Source organism: Bradyrhizobium sp. B120 (assembly GCF_049075665.1).
Classification (GTDB): Bacteria; Pseudomonadota; Alphaproteobacteria; order Rhizobiales; family Xanthobacteraceae; genus Bradyrhizobium.
Genome location: NZ_CP185242.1, coordinates 8,548,445 through 8,561,970, shown reverse-complemented (window position 1 = coordinate 8,561,970; position 13,526 = coordinate 8,548,445). Strand labels below are relative to the sequence as shown.

The 13,526-nt window shown below is 66.0% G+C and carries 14 protein-coding genes; 8 read left to right on the top strand and 6 right to left on the bottom strand.

Annotated elements, in window-relative coordinates:
- The first annotated feature begins 30 nt into the window (after window positions 1-30).
- Window positions 31-996: an alpha/beta fold hydrolase gene (locus ACOIX3_RS39755; protein ID WP_420967435.1), complete on the top strand. Its 966-nt coding sequence runs from the start codon at window positions 31-33 to the stop codon at window positions 994-996.
- 15 nt (window positions 997-1,011) lie between these two features.
- On the opposite strand, the gene ACOIX3_RS39750 is transcribed toward ACOIX3_RS39755, so the two are convergent.
- Window positions 1,012-1,884 carry a protein-L-isoaspartate O-methyltransferase family protein gene (locus ACOIX3_RS39750; protein WP_420967434.1) on the bottom strand — a complete coding sequence of 291 codons (873 nt, stop codon included), beginning with the start codon at window positions 1,882-1,884 and terminating at the stop codon, window positions 1,012-1,014.
- A gap of 84 nt (window positions 1,885-1,968) precedes the next feature.
- On the opposite strand from ACOIX3_RS39750, the gene ACOIX3_RS39745 reads away from it, so the two are divergent.
- The 3 genes from ACOIX3_RS39745 to ACOIX3_RS39735 all read left to right on the top strand — a co-directional run bounded on the left by ACOIX3_RS39745 (window position 1,969) and on the right by ACOIX3_RS39735 (window position 5,346).
- Window positions 1,969-2,466: a type II toxin-antitoxin system HicB family antitoxin gene (locus ACOIX3_RS39745; protein ID WP_420967432.1), complete on the top strand. Its 498-nt coding sequence runs from the start codon at window positions 1,969-1,971 to the stop codon at window positions 2,464-2,466.
- A gap of 300 nt (window positions 2,467-2,766) precedes the next feature.
- Window positions 2,767-4,011, top strand: a complete 1,245-nt coding sequence (locus ACOIX3_RS39740) for an MFS transporter (RefSeq protein ID WP_420967430.1) — start codon at window positions 2,767-2,769, stop codon at window positions 4,009-4,011.
- Between the two features lie 117 nt (window positions 4,012-4,128).
- Window positions 4,129-5,346 (top strand): MFS transporter, encoded by a 1,218-nt coding sequence (locus ACOIX3_RS39735; RefSeq protein WP_420967429.1) that lies wholly within the window; start codon window positions 4,129-4,131, stop codon window positions 5,344-5,346.
- 78 nt (window positions 5,347-5,424) lie between these two features.
- Here the strand turns inward: ACOIX3_RS39735 and ACOIX3_RS39730 are convergent, their stop codons facing one another.
- Window positions 5,425-5,868 carry a helix-turn-helix domain-containing protein gene (locus ACOIX3_RS39730; RefSeq protein WP_420967428.1) on the bottom strand — a complete coding sequence of 148 codons (444 nt, stop codon included), beginning with the start codon at window positions 5,866-5,868 and terminating at the stop codon, window positions 5,425-5,427.
- A 95-nt stretch (window positions 5,869-5,963) separates the two neighbouring features.
- Between ACOIX3_RS39730 and ACOIX3_RS39725 the strand changes: the two genes are divergently transcribed.
- Window positions 5,964-6,827, top strand: a complete 864-nt coding sequence (locus ACOIX3_RS39725) for a class I SAM-dependent methyltransferase (protein ID WP_420967427.1) — start codon at window positions 5,964-5,966, stop codon at window positions 6,825-6,827.
- Window positions 6,820-7,320 (top strand): DUF2938 domain-containing protein, encoded by a 501-nt coding sequence (locus ACOIX3_RS39720; RefSeq protein WP_420967426.1) that lies wholly within the window; start codon window positions 6,820-6,822, stop codon window positions 7,318-7,320. The genes ACOIX3_RS39725 and ACOIX3_RS39720 overlap by 8 nt, the downstream gene beginning before the upstream one ends.
- 99 nt (window positions 7,321-7,419) lie before the next feature.
- Here the strand turns inward: ACOIX3_RS39720 and ACOIX3_RS39715 are convergent, their stop codons facing one another.
- Both ACOIX3_RS39715 and ACOIX3_RS39710 read right to left on the bottom strand, forming a co-directional pair.
- Window positions 7,420-7,914, bottom strand: coding sequence for a VOC family protein (locus ACOIX3_RS39715; RefSeq protein ID WP_420967425.1), 495 nt, complete (start codon window positions 7,912-7,914; stop codon window positions 7,420-7,422).
- A 236-nt stretch (window positions 7,915-8,150) separates the two neighbouring features.
- Window positions 8,151-8,696 (bottom strand): carboxymuconolactone decarboxylase family protein, encoded by a 546-nt coding sequence (locus tag ACOIX3_RS39710; protein ID WP_420967424.1) that lies wholly within the window; start codon window positions 8,694-8,696, stop codon window positions 8,151-8,153.
- Between the two features lie 168 nt (window positions 8,697-8,864).
- Between ACOIX3_RS39710 and ACOIX3_RS39705 the strand changes: the two genes are divergently transcribed.
- A complete protein-coding gene (locus ACOIX3_RS39705; protein ID WP_420967422.1) occupies window positions 8,865-10,049 on the top strand; it encodes an acyl-CoA dehydrogenase family protein in 1,185 nt (394 codons plus the stop codon).
- Window positions 10,050-10,208: 159 nt separating this feature from the next.
- The gene (locus ACOIX3_RS39700) at window positions 10,209-11,348 is read left to right on the top strand and encodes an acyl-CoA dehydrogenase family protein (protein ID WP_420967421.1); all 1,140 of its coding nucleotides are present in this window, start codon (window positions 10,209-10,211) and stop codon (window positions 11,346-11,348) included.
- A 332-nt stretch (window positions 11,349-11,680) separates the two neighbouring features.
- Here the strand turns inward: ACOIX3_RS39700 and ACOIX3_RS39695 are convergent, their stop codons facing one another.
- Both ACOIX3_RS39695 and ACOIX3_RS39690 read right to left on the bottom strand, forming a co-directional pair.
- A complete protein-coding gene (locus tag ACOIX3_RS39695; RefSeq protein ID WP_420967420.1) occupies window positions 11,681-12,718 on the bottom strand; it encodes an amino acid ABC transporter substrate-binding protein in 1,038 nt (345 codons plus the stop codon).
- Window positions 12,719-12,781: 63 nt separating this feature from the next.
- On the bottom strand, window positions 12,782-13,375 hold the full coding sequence (locus tag ACOIX3_RS39690; RefSeq protein WP_229167489.1) for a L,D-transpeptidase: 594 nt from the start codon (window positions 13,373-13,375) through the stop codon (window positions 12,782-12,784).
- Window positions 13,376-13,526 lie beyond the last annotated feature (151 nt).

Here is a 13,526-nt window from a genome sequence, read left to right as displayed (position 1 = left end):
CTTAGGGTATCCTAAGTAAGAGGATTGGTCATGGACGAATGGCATCCCGAGGCGCTGGCGACAATAGTCGATCGGCTCGGGATCGCCGCAACCGACCTCACGCCACCGCGTTCGCGGAAGCTTCGCGTGCCGTATGGACCGAACATCCATCTGCTCGATTGGGGCGGCGAAGGACCTCCGGCCGTGTTGCTGCACGGTGGCGCGCTCACCGCCCAAACCTGGGACTATGTCGCCGTGGCGTTACGGGACGATTTCCGCCTGCTTGCGCTGGACATGCGCGGTCACGGCGCCAGCGACTGGACTGACACTTACACCATCGAGAGTTATGCGAAGGATCTCGTTGCGGTCCTCGACGGCCTGCAGATCGAGCGCGCACACATTGCCGGCATGTCGCTCGGTGGAACGGTCGGATGCGAATTTGCGCTGTGCTACCCGGAGCGTACCGAAAGCCTTGCGATGATCGATGTGATCTCGCGGCCGGTGTTTGCCGCAACGGCACGGATGCGCGCCTTCATCGCGGATTTTCCCGGTGCCGCGACGGTGGACGATGTGGTCGAGATGGCGCTTGCGGTGAGCCCGCGGAGCGATCCGGAACGCCTTCGTTACCGGATGCGAGCCCTGTTGAAGCGCGGTCGTGACGGGCGCCTGACGTGGAAGCGCGACCAGCGCCGTCCGGCGGATTATGCGGCCATCCTGGAGCATCTCGCCGGTTTCGAGGCACGCGTACAGGATATCGCCGTCCCGTTTCTCCTGGCGCGCGGCGGTGAAAGCCTCATCGTCAGCGAAGATGCGGCCCAGGAATTCACCGCGCGCTTCCGCGAGGGGCGGTGCGTCAGCATCGCGGGCGCGGGCCACAATGTTCAGGAAGACAATCCGCGCGATCTGGCCGATGCGCTGAAAGCCTTCTGGACCGGACGCCTGCCCGGGTATGGCGAAAAGCGGCGCGCGACGAGGAGCCCATCCTCGGGCCGCGCTTTGCGCGGACCGATCGGCTAACGCGCGTTGCGAGGCTCAGTCCCAGGCCAGGCACCAACCGACGCCGCGCAGCCAGCAGCGTCCGTCGGGAATCTCGGCATCGCGATAAAGCCGCGTCACCTTCTGCCAACCGCCGCGCGCGAAGGCTTCGGCCAACAGCTTTTCCGACGCCTCGTCGCGGCCACCGTCGCAGGGAATGATCGCGACCGGTGAGATCCAGGTGGCTTGATACTGTGCGCCCTCGCGCCGGACACGGAACACCGCGCCGGAGCGCGCGATCTGCTCCGGCGCACCGCCCTTGAATCCTTCATCCGATGTCAGCGGCAGGATCAGGCGGCCGCCGTCGGCAAGCCCGTCGAGCCATCGCGCGGCCGGCCGGGTGCAGCCGGCATTGACGTAGATCACGTCGGCTGGATCGAACGATGCGCGCGTGCCGTCCCCCTCGATGATCTCGACATTCGGATAGGGGGCGAGATTGGCGCGGGCGCGCGCGGCAAGCTCCGGGTCGTATTCGATGCCGGTGACGCGGCCGGTCGGTCCGGCCAGATGCGCGAGGAGCGCCGTGTAGTAGCCCGTGCCCGTTCCGATATGCACCACATGCTCGCCGGCCGCGGGCGCGGCCTGGTGCATGAGATGAGCGTGCAGCGACGGCTGGCCGTTGTTGAGGCGCCGCTCGGGCAGCAAAGCGACCAGATCGTTGGTGTAGAGATAGACCGGATCGGCATCCGGCGTTGGCACATAGTCGCGGGTCCACCATCGCAGTATCATCCATGGTCCCGGGCCGACATAGTCCTCGCGCGGAATGGCGGCGAAGGCCTCCATCACCCGCGCATCGACGATGTTGGCGGCGGCCATGATCTGCCTGGCGTAGGCGGCACGTACGATGCGAAGTTCGGCTTGCGGGTCCATTGCCGCGCTCTCCTGCGATCGCGTGTTGTGTCATTTGACACACCGAGGTGTGTGAAATAGCATACTCCAACGACGGAGGCCAGAATGAAGAGACGGCTTTATCCGGCCGTGCTGGAGCGCGGGCCGCGCGGCGCGTTCGGGGCGTGGTTTCCGGACTTTCCCGGCTGCGTCGCCGGCGGCAAGTCGCAGGAAGAGGCGATCGAGCGTGCCGAGCATGCGCTGGCGCAGGCGGTGGACGGCTGGGTCGAGCAGGGCCGCGCGCTGCCGGAGCCGACGCCGATCGAGCGGATCGTGCCGCCCAAGGGCTCCGACGTCGCCGCCTTCTTCATGGTCGGCGTCGACCCGCCCGATCCGTCCGAGCGGGTGAACGTCTATCTGCCGAAGAGCCTGATCGCGCGCATCGACAAGCGCGCCGCCGAGCTCGGTATGAGCCGTTCGAGCTTCTTCGGCTTTGCGAGCTCGCTCGCGCTCGAATGGCCGGGCGGCTATCCGCGCGGCGCCCCGATCGCGCCGCGCTCCAAGGTTCACAAGACCGGCGCGCTGCGCGCCGAGAAGCGGCCGGGCAAGAAGCCTGCGCGGTAGGCTATTGATCATCGAGCGACAAACTTTCTTACCGTCACCCTGAGGAGGCCGCGCAGCGGCCGTCTCGAAGGGTCGACGGCCACCAGCGGGGCCGTGCATCCTTCGAGGCTCGCTGCGCTCGCACCTCAGGATGACGGGAATAATAGAGTGCGGGCCTGCGATAGCGCGTGAGAGCAGGGCTAACCCTCGTGCGCCTCCCGCATGGCGTACGTCCGTTTGCGCCGGTTGATCGGCCTGCGACCGCTCTCCATAGTGCGCGCGATTGGAGGCTCCCGCCGGGGCTTCGAGGCGGGACTTCAGATGATCGACGTGACGGCTGCGGATGAGGCGAGCGATGATGCGCGGGCGCGCAGCAATGTGTGGCGGCTTGCGGCGGCGCAGGCGCTGACCGGCGCCAATTCGGCCGTGATCTTCGCCACCGGCTCGATCGTCGGTGCGTCGCTGGCGCCCGACATCTCGCTCGCGACGGTGCCGCTCTCGATGTATGTGCTGGGGCTTGCCGCAGGCACGCTGCCGACCGGCGCGATCTCGCGCGCCTATGGCAGGCGGGTCGCCTTCATCGTCGGCACCTTCTGCGGCACGCTCACCGGTGCGCTCGGCGCCTGGGCGATCCTGCACTCGTCGTTCTGGCTGTTCTGCGGCGCGACCTTCCTCGGCGGCCTCTACGGTGCCGTCGCGCAGTCCTATCGCTTTGCCGCCGCCGACGGCGCCAGTGTTGCGTTCCGGCCCAAGGCGGTGTCGTGGGTGATGGCCGGCGGTGTATTCGCCGGCGTGCTCGGGCCGCAGCTCGTGCAATGGACCATGGACATCTGGCCGCCTTATCTGTTCGCGTTCTCCTTCGTGATGCAGGCGCTGGTCGCGCTGGTGGCGATGGCGGTGCTGTCGGGTGTCGACGCGCCGAAGCCCGCCGCGGCGGATCTGCACGGCGGCCGCCCCCTGCGCGAGATCGCGAGGCAACCGCGCTTCATCGCCGCCGCGCTGTGCGGCGTGATCGCCTATCCGATGATGAATCTGGTAATGACCTCGGCGCCGCTCGCCATGAAGATGTGCGGATTGTCGGTCAGCGATTCCAATTTCGGCATCCAGTGGCACATCGTGGCGATGTACGGCCCGAGCTTCTTCACGGGCTCGCTGATCGCCCGGTTCGGTGCGCCCGTCATCGTCGCGCTCGGGCTGGCGCTCGAGGCTGTCGCCGCGATGATCGGGTTGTCAGGCATCACGGCACCGCATTTCTGGGCGACGCTGCTCGTGCTCGGCATCGGTTGGAACTTCGCATTCGTCGGCGCCTCCGCGCTGGTGCTGGAGACGCACCGGCCGCAGGAGCGCAACAAGGTGCAGGCGTTCAACGATTTCCTCGTGTTCGGCATGATGGCGATCGGCTCGTTCTCGTCGGGCCAGCTGCTCGCGCATTACGGCTGGAACGCCGTCAACATGGTGGTGTTTCCGCCGGTGCTGCTCGGGCTTGCCGTGCTGTCGCTGGCGTCATTCGCCAAGCGACGGGCGAAATTGCGTGCGGTGGAAGAGATCCCGGATCTCAGTCTTTGATCCCTGCTGCCAATTGCTGACACTTCGACCGGTTTCGAAATGACCGGCTTGCAAGGCTGCTCACATCGTGGGAACGGATTAATCCGGTCCTGACGATGTGAGAAGCAAGAGCAAGAAATGGACGCATCATCACCCACGCTGCATGACGAATCCGCGCTCGGCTATGAGGGCTGGCGCATCGTCGTCGTCTGCTTCCTGCTCGCGACCTTCGGCTGGGGTTTGGGCTTCTACGGACAGAGCGTCTATGTCGCCGAGCTGCAGCGGCTGCACGGCTGGCCGGCGTCGCTGATCTCGTCGGGCACCACCTTCTTCTATCTGTTCGGCGCCGCGCTGGTGGCCTTTGTCAGCGAGGCGATCAAGGCGTTCGGTGCGCGCAGCTGCCTGATCGCGGGTACCCTCGCGATGGCGGTCGCTGGTGTTGCGATCGGCGAGGTGCGCGAGCCCTGGCAGCTCTATCTCGCCGATGCGCTATTGGCGTTCGGCTGGGCCGGCACCAGCCTCGGCATCATCACCAACACGCTCGGCCTCTGGTTCGACAAGAAGCGCGGCATGGCGATCAGCCTGGCGCTGAACGGCGCGAGCTTCGGCGGCATCGTCGGCGTGCCGCTGCTGGTGGCGGGGATCGGCGCTTTCGGCTTCTCCGGTGCGATGATCGCGGCCGCGGTGGCGCTCGTCGTGGTGATGGTGCCTGTCATCCTGATCTTCGTCGGGCGGCCGCCGGTGCATCTGCACGCAGTGACGTCAGCGGCGGCCGATGCGCCGTCGGCGACCCAGGTGCGCGCCCGGGCCCTGCGCGACATCCGTTTCCTCTCGGTCTCGATTGCCTTCGCGCTGGTGCTGTTCGCCCAGGTCGGCTTCATCGTTCACCTGATCGCCTACCTCGATCAGGTGATCGGCCGCGAGCGCGCCACGGTGGCGATGGCGCTGTTGACCGCGATGGCGGTGGTCGGCCGCGTTTCCTTCTCCTTCGTGATCGACCGGCTCAACCAGCGGCTGGCGTCGGCGCTGTCCTTTGTCAGCCAGGCGATCGCGCTCGTCATCATCATCAATGTGCACAACGACATCGCGCAGATTGCCGCCTGCGCGCTGTTCGGTTTCTCGGTCGGCAATCTGATCACGCTGCCGGCGCTGATCGTGCAGCGTGAGTTCGACCCGCGCGCGTTCGGCGTGCTGGTCAGCCTGATCACCGCGATCAACCAGATCACCTATGCGTTCGGCCCCGGCGTGATCGGGCTGCTGCACGACCTCTCGGGCAGCTACACGCTGCCGTTCTACGGCTGCATCGGCCTGGAGCTGATCGCGGCGGCGGCGATCATGACCCGCGGAAGACTGTAGCCCGGATGGAGCGAAGCGTAATCCGGGGCAGGTCGACCCGCGGAGGGACTCCCCGGATTTCGCTGCGCTTCATCCGGGCTACGATCTCGACTTGCGCGGCGCCTTCCTCGCCTTCTTCTTCTCGCCGATCTTCCCGGCCGCGGCGACCCGCAGCAGGCGGCGGAAGGTCGGGCATTCCATATGGCTCGGCGCGGGACAGACGGCGGCGTGGCGCAGGCCGTCGCGCATCGCGTTGAGCCGGCGGATGGTGCGGTCGAGGTCGTCGGCCTTGGCTGCCAGCAATTTCCGGTCGATGCGCGGCCGTCCGTCGGGCGCGAACATTCTCGCGATCTCGTCGAGCGAGAAGCCGGAGGCGCGCCCGAGCGCGATCAGCGCCAGCCGGTCCAGCACGGCCGGATCGAACAGCCGGCGCAGCCCGCGCCGTCCATGCGAGGCGATCAGTCCCTTTTCCTCGTAGAAGCGCAAGGTCGAGGCGCGAACGCCCGACAGTTGCGCCACCTCCGCGATGTCGATGTCCCGCATGGCCTTGACCTCAAGTTCACTTGAACTGGCAGTGTGCCGCCAGGCGCTTGCCGAAGGCAAGCATCAGGACAGGCAATTCGCAAAAGGACGAGATCATGAGTATCGCACCGCAGGCCGAGGACGAGCAGGCCAAACTCTGGAACGGCGCTGCCGGACGCGCCTGGGTCGAGACCCGCGACGTGCTGGAGGGGATGTTCAAGCCGCTTGAGGAGCTGCTCGTTCGGGCGGTGGTCGACGTCGCGGCCGGCTATGTGCTGGATATCGGCTGCGGCACGGGCGCCACGACATTCGCCATTGCGCAAGCCCTCGGACCGCGGGGGCATTGCACCGGCATCGACATCTCCGAACCGATGATCGCGGCGGCGCGTGACCGCGCGGAGCGGGAAGGGCTATCTACCGACTTCATCCGCGCCGACGCGCAGACCCATGGCCTTGCGCCGGCGCGCTTCGACATGATCATCTCGCGTCTCGGCGTGATGTTCTTTGCCGATCCGGTGCAGGCCTTCGCCAATCTGCGCCGCGCGGCCCGGCCAGATGCTGCGCTCCGCTTCATCGCGTGGCGCGGTGCGGTTGAGAACCCATTCATGACGACGGCGGAGCGGGCGGCAAAGCCGCTGCTGCCGGATCTTCCGGCGCGGCGTCCCGATGCGCCGGGGCAGTTCGGCTTCGCCGACCGGGAGCGGGTCGTGCGCATCCTGGAGGACAGCGGCTGGGGCGCGATCGCGATCGAGCCGGTCGATGTCGCCTTGCGCTTTCCGGCATCGGAGCTGACCCGTTATGTGAGCTGGCTCGGCCCGGTCGGCACGATGTTGCAGGGGATGGAGGAGCCGCGTCGCACCCAGGTGATCGAGGCCGTGCGCGGCGCCTTCGATCGCTACATCCACGGCAATGAAATTCGCTTCACCGCGGCCTGCTGGATGGTCACAGCACGCGCACCGGCGGAGGCCGCGCATGGCTGACGCCGTGGACTTTCTGGCGCGCGCGGTGCTGATCGGCACCGGCGCGACGGTCGTGATGGATAGTTGGGGATGGGTCCGCAAGCGCCTGCTCGGCATGCCGCCGTTGGACTATGCCCTGGTCGGCCGCTGGCTCGGCCATCTCGCATCCGGGCGCCTGCGCCACGACCGCATCGCCGCGTCGCCTCAGGTCTCGGGCGAACGGGTGATCGGATGGGCGGCGCATTACCTGATCGGGATCGGCTTTGCCGGCGTGCTGCTTGCGGTCTTCGGCCTTGATTGGGTGCGGCACCCCAGCATCGCTCCGGCCCTGATGGTCGGGATCGCCAGCGTGGCCGCGCCGTTCCTGGTGATGCAGCCGGCGATGGGCGCCGGCTTTGCCGCAAGCCGAACGCCGCATCCATGGGCCGCGCGGCTGCAGAGCCTCCTGACGCATGCGGTGTTCGGCGTTGGGCTCTACGCGGTCGGCTGGCTCGTCAGTCTGACAAATTTGTAGCCCGGATGGAGCGAAGCGTAATCCGGGGGCAGTATCGCGTCGTGGAGCGAGCCCCGGATTTCGCTCCGCTTCATCCGGGCTACAATCCGCCTTGCGGAATTACACCGCCCGCTGCTTCAGCAGATCCTCCAGGTCCAGCCGCCGCGTGAACATCGAAAGCTTGCCATCCGCGCTGCGCGGCCATTCGGCCTCGGGGCGGTCCCAATAGAGCTCGACGCCGTTCTCGTCGGGATCGCGCAAATAGAGCGCCTGGCTGACACCGTGGTCGCTGGCGCCGTCGAGCTGGATGCCGGCCGACAGCACGCGATGCAGCGCGTCGGCGAGCGCCGGGCGGGTCGGATACAGGATGGCGGTGTGGAACAGGCCGGTGGTGCCTGGCGGCGGCGGATGGCCGCCCTTGCTCTCCCAGGTGTTGAGGCCGATGTGGTGGTGATAGCCGCCGGCCGAGATGAAAGCCGCATCGGTCCCTAAGCGCTGCTGCAACTCGAAGCCGAGCACGCCGCAATAGAAGCCGAGCGCCCGCTCGAGATCGGCGACCTTGAGGTGGACATGCCCGATCCGCGTGCCCGCGATGATGGGGGGATTTTCCGGCATGAGCTGGCTCCGTTGGCATCAACGCCGTGCCGTCAGGGGCAAGGCTTCGCCGCCTGATATAGTCCGGATTTGCCGGGGCCGGAGCAATCCATCCTGAAACCCAGCGTTTCCGAACGGCGCCACGGCCGGCTGAGCCTAGAGCATGATCCGGAAAAGTGTGAAGCGGTTTTCCGAAAAGATCATGCTCAAACAAGAAGCTAAAGCGCGATGACGTTTCAACTTGATCTCATCGCGCTTTAGCAGAGCTCCGACAACTCGCCGCCCGGCAGCTGGAAATCGAACGTGTTCAGCGTCATCGACACCATGGTGTAGTAGCCGCAGAGGCCGATCACCTCGACCAGCCCGCGCAGGCTCAGCACCTCGACCGCCTCGTCATACAGTCCCTTCGGCAGGCCATGACCTTCGTGCAGCGCCTTGGCGACGTCGTAGATCATCTTGGCCTTGGGATCGTCAAAAGTCGGAGTCCGGCGCACCCGAATGTCCTCGATGATCTTCGGATCGAGGCCGCCCTTCAGCGCGAGGCGCTTGTGGGCATACCATTCGTAATGCGCGGTCCAGTGCCGGGCGGTGACGAGGATCGCGATCTCCGACAGCTTCGGCGGGAAGACCGTGTCGAAGCGCAGCACCTCGCCGAGCCGCGTGGCATGCCGCGCCATCTCCGGGCTGTTCAGCCAGGCCATCATCGGCGCCGGTGGCGCGCCGCGCTTGCCGGAGATCGACTCGTCGTAGGTTTCTTTCTGGGCGGGGTTCATTTCGCTAGGCGAAAGCAGCTTCAGCCGCATGTCCGTTTCCTCTTGTTTTTCAATCGTTACCCCACTTCGGCGATACACCCGATCGCGCAAGGTGAGTAGCGACGCCAGAGCATGGCGCGGCTGCGAGGCATATTGAACTCGGCGGCCGCGCAGGGCTAAGGTCGATTCCAATTCGACGATTTTGACTGGAAACGCACCATGGCTGACCTCGAGAAATTCCGCGCCGAGACCCGCGCCTGGCTGGAGCAGAACTGCCCGGCGGAGATGCGCAAACCGATGACCTCCGACGGCGACACCTTCTGGGGTGGCCGCAACGCGAAATTCTCGTCGGACGCGCAGCGGGTCTGGTTCGAGCGGATGCGCGACAAGGGTTGGACCGTGCCGCATTGGCCGAAGCAATATGGCGGCGGCGGCCTCGACGGCGAGGAAGCCAAGATCGTGCGCCAGGAGATGGCGGCGATCGGCGCGCGCCAGCCGCTGACCTCGTTCGGCATCTCGATGCTCGGACCGGCGCTGCTGCAATACGGCACCGAGGAGCAGAAGAAGGAGCATCTGCCGAAGATCACCGCGGGCCTGATCCGCTGGTGCCAGGGCTATTCCGAGCCGAACGCCGGCTCCGACCTCGCCTCGCTGCAGACCCGCGCGGTCGGCGACGGCGACGACTACATCATCAACGGCCAGAAGATCTGGACCTCCTACGCCAACTATGCCGACTGGATCTTCTGCCTGGTGCGCACCGATCCCGCGGCCAAGAAGCACGACGGCATCAGTTTTATTCTCTTCGACATGACCTCGAAGGGCGTGTCCACGAAACCGATCCTGCTGATCTCCGGCTATTCGCCGTTCTGCGAAACCTTCTTCGATAATGTCCGCGTGCCGAAGTCGCATGTCGTGGGCACCGTCAATCGCGGCTGGGATGTCGCGAAATACCTGCTGCAGCATGAGCGTGCGATGATCTCGGGCATGGGCGAGCGCGGCGTCGGCCGTCCGCTCGGCCAGATCGCGGCGGACTCGGTCGGCGCGGACGCGCAAGGCAAGCTCGACGACGCCCAGCTGCGCAGCCAGATCGCGAGCTTCGAGGTCGACGAGGCCGCGCTTGCTGCTGCGGCGGAGCGCGCGGTCGATCTCGCCAAGGCGGGCCAGTCGCATCCGGCGTTCTCGTCGGCGATGAAATATTACGGCACCGAGCTCAACAAGCGCCGCTACGAGATCCTGATGTCGGCGGGCGGCATCGACGCGCTGGAATGGGAGAGCGACCGCTCCAGGGGCGGCGCCCGTCCGCGCGCCTGGTTGCGCACCAAGGCCAACTCGATCGAGGGCGGCACCTCGGAGGTGATGCTCGGCATCGTCGCCAAGCGCATCCTCGATCTGCCGGGGGCGTGAGGCACCGTTTCACCACCCCGTCATTCCGGGGCGCGACGCAGTCGCGAGCCCGGAATCCATAACCCCGATCGTGGTTATGGATTCCGGGCCTGGCCCTTCGGGCCATCCCGGAATGACGAACTTAGACATATTAGCTTCGAACGTTAGATCGGATTCCCTATGGCCCTCGTCCTCACCGAAGAACAATCCATGCTGCGCGACAGTACGCGCGGTCTCATCAGCGACAAGGCGCCGGTGGCGCATCTGCGCGCCTTGCGCGACAGCAAGGACTCCACCGGCTTCTCGCGCGAGCTCTGGAAGACCTTTGCCGAGATGGGCTTCTCCGGCCTGTTGGTGCCGGACCAGTTCGGCGGCAGCGGGCTCGGCTGCGTCGAGGCCGGGATCGTCATGGAGGAGATCGGCCGCACCTTGATGCCCTCGCCGTTCCTTGCGACCTCGGTGCTTGCGGCCTCGGCGCTGTCGCGCGGCGGCAGCGAGGCGCAGAAGGCGCAGCATCTGCCCAAAATTGCCGACGGCTCGCTGCTCGCGGCGCTCGCGGTCGATGAGGGCGCGAAGCATCGCCCGCTGCAGACGAAATTGCAGGCGACGCGTTCCGGCAACGGCTTCAAGCTGTCCGGCGACAAGGCCTTCGTCGTCGACGGCCACACCGCCGATCTCTTGGTCGTCGCGGCGCGCACGGCCGGCAGCGGCGGTGACAGGAACGGGTTGACCCTATTCCTGGTCGATCCGAAGGCCAAGGGCCTCGCGGTCGAGCGCACTGCGATGGTCGATTCGCACAATGCGGCGCGCATCGTGTTCGACAATGTCGAGGTCAATGCCGACAGCGTGCTCGGCGAAGTCGATCAGGGCTTTGGGCTGCTCGAGGGCGTGCTCAATATCGGCTGTGGCGCGGTCGCGTCCGAAATGGTCGGTCTCTCCGACGAGGTGTTCGGCCGCACCGTGGCCTATCTGAAGGAGCGCAAGCAGTTCGGCAAGGCGATCGGCGAATTCCAGGCGCTGCAGCACCGCGCCGCCGAGCTCTACATCGATATCGAGATCACCCGCGCCGCCGTTCTCAAGGCGCTGCAGGCGCTGGATGCCGATCTGGGCAAGGCGGGCAATGCGGTCTCGGTCGCCAAGGCCCGCGCCGGCACCACCGCGACGCTGGCCGTCCAGGAAGGTGTGCAGATGCATGGCGGCATGGGCATGACCGACCAGTTCGACATCGGCTTCTTCATGAAGCGCGCCCGCGTCTGCCAGGAGCTGTTCGGTGACAGCAATTTCCACACCGACCAGCTTGCGAGCGGCAAGGGCTACTGAGCGAGGGCGCCGGCGCCGCCGCGCAACTCACCGTCATCGCCACGCAACACACTGTCATCGCCCGACTCGCCGCCTCCGCTAAAGCTTCGGCGCGCCTGAAAGCGAAAGCCTCGTCGAAGCCTTGGCGTAGACGCGACCGGGCGATCCAGTATTCCAGAGGCGGTTGTGCTTGAGCCGATGGGCCGCGGCGTACTGGATCACCCGCCTTCGCGGGCGATGACACCGAAGCCGTGCAGCATATTCGCTGTCGTCCCTGCCTAGTGCGCAATTGCGCACTAGGCAGGGACGACGGCGTTGTGTGTGGTGGCGGCTGTGGCCTGGCTACGCGCCGTTTACCGGATCGGCGGCGCGTACTGGACGCCGCCGGCGTTCCAGAGCTGGTTCATGCCGCGCGGAATCTTCAGCCTGGAATCGGCGCCGACGTTGCGGTCGTAGACCTCGCCGTAATTGCCGACATGGCGGATGATGCGCACGGCCCAGTCCTTGGTCAGGCCGAGATCCTCGCCATAGGAGCCCTCGGTGCCGACCAGCCGCATCACTTCCGGCTTCTTCGACTTCAGCGCCTCGTCGATATTCTTCGAGGTGATGCCGAGTTCTTCGGCGTTGATCATGGCGTAGAGCGTCCACTTCACGATCATCATCCAGTCGTCGTCGCGTAAGCGCACCACCGGCGCCAGCGGCTCCTTGGAGATGATGTCGGCCAGGATGGTGTGGTCGCTCGGCTTGGCGAGGTTGAGCCGCAGCGCATAGAGCTGCGAGGCGTCCGACGTCAGCGTGTCGCACTGGCCGGTGTCATAGGCCTTCACGACATCCTCCAGCTTGTCGAACTTCATCTCCGTGTACTTCATGTTGTTGGCACGGAAATAGTCGGCGAGGTTGAGCTGCGTCGTGGTGTTGGCCTGCACGCAGACCTTGCTGCCGTTCAGGTCGAGCGCCGAATCGATGTTGCGCGAGCGCGGCAGCATGAAGCCCTGGCCGTCATAATAGGCGACCGCCGGGAAATAGAGGTCGTAATTGGTCTCGCGCGACATGCTCCAGGTGGAGTTGCGCGAGAGGATGTCGACCTTGCGGTTCTGCAGCTCCTTGAAGCGTTCGCTGGCGTCGAGCGGAACGAACTTCGCCTTCGACGGATCGTCGAAGATCGCCGAAGCCACCGCGCGGCAGAAGTCGACGTCGAAGCCGGTCCAGTTGCCCTTGTCGTCCGGGATCGAGAAGCCCGGCAGGCCCTTGTTGACGCCGCACAGCACGTCGCCGCGGCGGACGGTGCGCTTCAGCGTGCGGGTGTCGTAACGCTCATAGGTGATGGCGGCGGCCGCAACCAGCGCGGCGACCGCGAGCCCGATCGTCAGGCCGCCTCGAAATGTACGCATGGGTTCTCTCTCGCGAATGATCGGGGAAAAACAGGTCGGATATCGAAGGCGGGTGGGTCGAGATTACAGTTCGGGCTTCTGCCGGATGATCACCTTGGTGCCGACGGGAACGCGGTTGTAGAGATCGGCGACGTCGGCATTGACCAGGCGGAAGCAGCCGGATGAGATCGCGGTGCCGATGGTGTCGGGCCGGTTGGTGCCGTGGATGCGGTACACCGTGGTGCCGAGATACATCGCGCGCGCGCCGAGCGGATTGCCCGGGCCGCCCGCCATGAAGCGCGGCAGATAGGGCTGGCGGGCGATCATTTCCGGCGGCGGGGTCCAATCCGGCCACTCGGCCTTGCGGGTGATGGTCACCAGCCCCTGCCACGTGAAGCCGTCGCGGCCGACGCCGATGCCGTAGCGGAGCGCACGGCCGTTGCCTTGCACGAGGTAGAGATGGCGTTCGGCGGTGGAGACGATGATGGTGCCCGGCGCCTCGTTGGTCCGGTAGTACACGACCTGCTTCTGCCATTCCGGATCGAGCTCGTAGCTGTCGTCGGCGACCAGCCCCGGCTCGTCGGCATCCGGGCGGCTCTGGGCAAAGCCTTGCGACGTCGACAGCACGAGTGCGCCCGTGGCGATCAACATCCAGACCAGGTGACGAAGTTTCGTCATGCAAAGCTCTCCTTGTGGCGCGCGGCCAATGGTTGCTCCACCCAAATCGCGGTAGGCATCAAATCTCAGCGGCAGCTTGATGGCAAGTTTAGGGCGGGCATCACACTATATCACTGTAATGCTTCTGTTTTTTGTCATTGGGGCGATGGCA

Excerpts from the sequence above, each read along its gene's own strand:
- ACOIX3_RS39755 (WP_420967435.1), top strand. The coding sequence starts at position 31 with ATGGACGAATGGCATCCCGAGGCGCTGGCGACAATAGTCGATCGGCTC.
- ACOIX3_RS39750 (WP_420967434.1), bottom strand. The coding sequence starts at position 1,884 with ATGGACCCGCAAGCCGAACTTCGCATCGTACGTGCCGCCTACGCCAGG.
- ACOIX3_RS39745 (WP_420967432.1), top strand. The coding sequence starts at position 1,969 with ATGAAGAGACGGCTTTATCCGGCCGTGCTGGAGCGCGGGCCGCGCGGC.
- ACOIX3_RS39740 (WP_420967430.1), top strand. The coding sequence starts at position 2,767 with ATGATCGACGTGACGGCTGCGGATGAGGCGAGCGATGATGCGCGGGCG.
- ACOIX3_RS39735 (WP_420967429.1), top strand. The coding sequence starts at position 4,129 with ATGGACGCATCATCACCCACGCTGCATGACGAATCCGCGCTCGGCTAT.
- ACOIX3_RS39730 (WP_420967428.1), bottom strand. The coding sequence starts at position 5,868 with ATGCGGGACATCGACATCGCGGAGGTGGCGCAACTGTCGGGCGTTCGC.
- ACOIX3_RS39725 (WP_420967427.1), top strand. The coding sequence starts at position 5,964 with ATGAGTATCGCACCGCAGGCCGAGGACGAGCAGGCCAAACTCTGGAAC.
- ACOIX3_RS39720 (WP_420967426.1), top strand. The coding sequence starts at position 6,820 with ATGGCTGACGCCGTGGACTTTCTGGCGCGCGCGGTGCTGATCGGCACC.
- ACOIX3_RS39715 (WP_420967425.1), bottom strand. The coding sequence starts at position 7,914 with ATGCCGGAAAATCCCCCCATCATCGCGGGCACGCGGATCGGGCATGTC.
- ACOIX3_RS39710 (WP_420967424.1), bottom strand. The coding sequence starts at position 8,696 with ATGCGGCTGAAGCTGCTTTCGCCTAGCGAAATGAACCCCGCCCAGAAA.
- ACOIX3_RS39705 (WP_420967422.1), top strand. The coding sequence starts at position 8,865 with ATGGCTGACCTCGAGAAATTCCGCGCCGAGACCCGCGCCTGGCTGGAG.
- ACOIX3_RS39700 (WP_420967421.1), top strand. The coding sequence starts at position 10,209 with ATGGCCCTCGTCCTCACCGAAGAACAATCCATGCTGCGCGACAGTACG.
- ACOIX3_RS39695 (WP_420967420.1), bottom strand. The coding sequence starts at position 12,718 with ATGCGTACATTTCGAGGCGGCCTGACGATCGGGCTCGCGGTCGCCGCG.
- ACOIX3_RS39690 (WP_229167489.1), bottom strand. The coding sequence starts at position 13,375 with ATGACGAAACTTCGTCACCTGGTCTGGATGTTGATCGCCACGGGCGCA.